This window comes from Rhodopseudomonas sp. (assembly GCF_013377015.1).
Taxonomy (GTDB): domain Bacteria; phylum Pseudomonadota; class Alphaproteobacteria; order Rhizobiales; family Xanthobacteraceae; genus JARJEH01.
In genome coordinates this window covers 1-2612 of the sequence record NZ_JACABA010000016.1, presented here as the reverse complement: position 1 = coordinate 2612, position 2612 = coordinate 1, and the positions used below count along the sequence as shown (strand labels likewise).

The window sequence follows — 2612 nt, the reverse complement described above, 5'->3', positions numbered from 1 at the left end:
CCGGCCAGTGCATCGAGTTGCTTGTCGTGCAGCCAGAGCGCGACATCGGCCGGCGTCATCAGCGGCAGCGCCAGTGTTGATGGAATGAACTCGGTGAAGCGGCCGGGCAGGAAGGAGGGCGTGTAGGTGGCGATGGCGACGGGGAAGGCTGCCTGCACGAACGCACGGCCGACCAGTGCCGGGTTGAAGAGGTTGTGGCCGATGCCGCCGAAGATTGCCTTGCCCAGTCCGATGGCGACGAAGCCGGCGACCACGCCCATCCACAGCGCGAAGCCGGGCGGCAGGGTCAGCGCCAGCAGCAGTCCGGTGATGGTTGCCGACCAGTCATTGAGGTCGCCGGACTGGCCGCCGAGCCGGACGAAGAAGGATTCGGCGGCGAGGCAACTGCCGGTGACGACGACGATCAGCGCGGCGGCAGAGATGCCGTACTGATAGACGTAGAAGGCGCAGATCGGGACAAGTGACCACACCACATGTCGCATGATCTGCTCGACGCTGCGCGTCCCCTTGATGTGGGGCGCGGTGCGGATTTCCATTGAGGCGCTCATGCTGTTTTCTCTTTATTGCGCAGCATCTGCTTGGCGACGCGGAAGTGCTGCACCAGCGGAATGTTGGCGGGACAAACGTAAGTGCAACTGCCGCACTCGAAGCAGGCACCGAGGCGGTAGCTGTCGGCCATGGTGTCGTAGGCGCGTTTGGTAGCAAGCATGCCCAGCGTCGAGGGATTGAGGCCCATCGGACAGGACTCGATGCACTCGCCGCACTTGATGCAGGGATAGGTCTTGCGTGACTGGCGCTCGGCAACTTCGCGGCCGCGCAGCACGAGGATGCCGGCCACACCCTTGGTGATCGGCGTGTCCAGCGAGGCCACGGCCTGGCCCATCATCGGGCCGCCGAAGACAACTTCCAGCGATGCGTCGCGTGCGCCCACGCAGTCGAGCAGAAAGCGCAGCGGCGTACCGAAAGGCACGAGATAGTTGCCTGGCTTTTCAACGGCGGGGCCGACGACCGTGATGACACGCTCGATGAAGCCGCGACCGCGCGGCATCAGTGCGCCCATCGTCGCTAGCGTGGCGACGTTCTGCACGTAGGCGCCGGTGGTATAGGCGCGTGCATCCGGCGGTACTTCGCGACCGGTCAGGGTCTTGATCAGCATTTCGCCGGCGCCTTGCGGATATTTGGTCGGCACGGCTTCGGCGCTGATCGAACTGCCCTCGGGCAGGAGTTTGCGGATCGCTTCGACGGCGTCCATCTTGTTGTCTTCAATGCCGATGATCGCGCGCGGACCATCCAGCAGTTGCTGGGCGATGGTGATGCCTGCAATCAGGTCTGCCGCCCGTTCCACCATGATGCGGTGGTCTGAGGTGAGATAGGGTTCGCATTCGCAGCCGTTCACCACCAGCGTGTCGATCGGCCATTCCTTCGGCACCTTGAGCTTGGCGTGGGTCGGGAAGACGCCACCGCCCAGGCCGACGATGCCGGTGTCCTGCACGGCCTTGATGAGGCCGTCGGCGTTGAGTGCGGTGAGGTCCTGCGGTTGTTCCCAGAGGATTTCCTGAGTCGAACCCTGATGCACGCGGATGATGATCGCCGGTCCCCACGGGCCGTTGGCGGTGGCGTGCAGGCGGATGTCCTCGATCACGCCGGTGGCTGGCGCGTGGTGTGGCACCGAGATGAAACCCTCGGCGGCGGCGATGGGCGGGCCGCGCACGACCCCCTCGCCGATCTTCACCAGCGGGCGTGCCGGGCGTCCCACCTGTTGCGACAAATGCACGATCAGCCGCGGCGCAAAGGGCAGACGGCGAATCGCCATCACCCCCGTCTCCTTGTGCTGCGGCGGGTGTATGCCGCGGGCGAATGTTTCGCCCCGGAAGTAGTTGAGAAGTTTCATCGCACGCTTAGTTGAATTTGGCGCCGCGCGCGATCAGTTTCTCAAGCCCGGGCTCGTTTGCATTCCACGGGGTTCCGGGGTGCAAACAGCCGGCCGTGCATTTCTCGGCGGCCTTGACGATGTCGGCGTACTTGGCGCCCTGCGGATTGACGACGATCGCCAGCTTCTGGTCGTTGTAGGCGAAGACCTTCGGCGCGATGGTGGTGCACTCGTCGCAGGCCGTGCATTCCGGCGTCTCGATCCAGACGGGCTCGTGGCCGCCTGCTGCAGCGGGCGCTGAGCCGGTTGCTGCCGGCGCTGACGCTGCACCTGCCAGCGACATGCCGAGGCTGGCGGTGATCTTGTCGATCAATTCGGCGCGGATGGTGGCGGCGAGATCGTCGGAGGCGCCGGCCTGTGCGGAGCCAGTGAGGTCCTTCAACTGGAGCCAGAAGTTCAGGCGTTCTTCGGAGGCGAGCACCAGTTCTTCGGAGACGATCAGGCGGGTCAGCCGGTTCTTCTGGTCGACCGCCCAGATGTAGGGGAACTTGCCGTCGCGCTCGTCCTGGTCGAGTTCGAGGAACTCGGCCAGTTGCAGCATGTTGTCGTTCCACGTATCCGGCGGCGCCTTCTTGAACTGCTTGCCGAAACGACCTTCCGTCGCGGCGAAATCGGCGAAGGTCATCGGCACGTCCATCTTCTTCTCGGCGCCGGTTTCGTCCTTGTACTTGAGGCTGTAGAC

The 2612-nt window shown here is 64.5% G+C and carries 3 protein-coding genes; all 3 read right to left on the bottom strand.

The window, feature by feature from the left end; all coding sequences use genetic code 11:
- Positions 1–536 (bottom strand): RnfABCDGE type electron transport complex subunit D (locus HXX15_RS22980; RefSeq protein ID WP_296519229.1); only part of this gene is annotated, 536 nt, incomplete at its 3' end.
- 8 nt (positions 537–544) lie between these two features.
- The gene (rsxC, locus tag HXX15_RS22975) at positions 545–1891 is read right to left on the bottom strand and encodes an electron transport complex subunit RsxC (protein ID WP_296519228.1); all 1347 of its coding nucleotides are present in this window, start codon (positions 1889–1891) and stop codon (positions 545–547) included.
- A gap of 7 nt (positions 1892–1898) precedes the next feature.
- Positions 1899–2612, bottom strand: a 714-nt coding sequence (locus tag HXX15_RS22970) for a ferredoxin (protein ID WP_296519227.1), incomplete at its 5' end; no start/stop codon positions are given.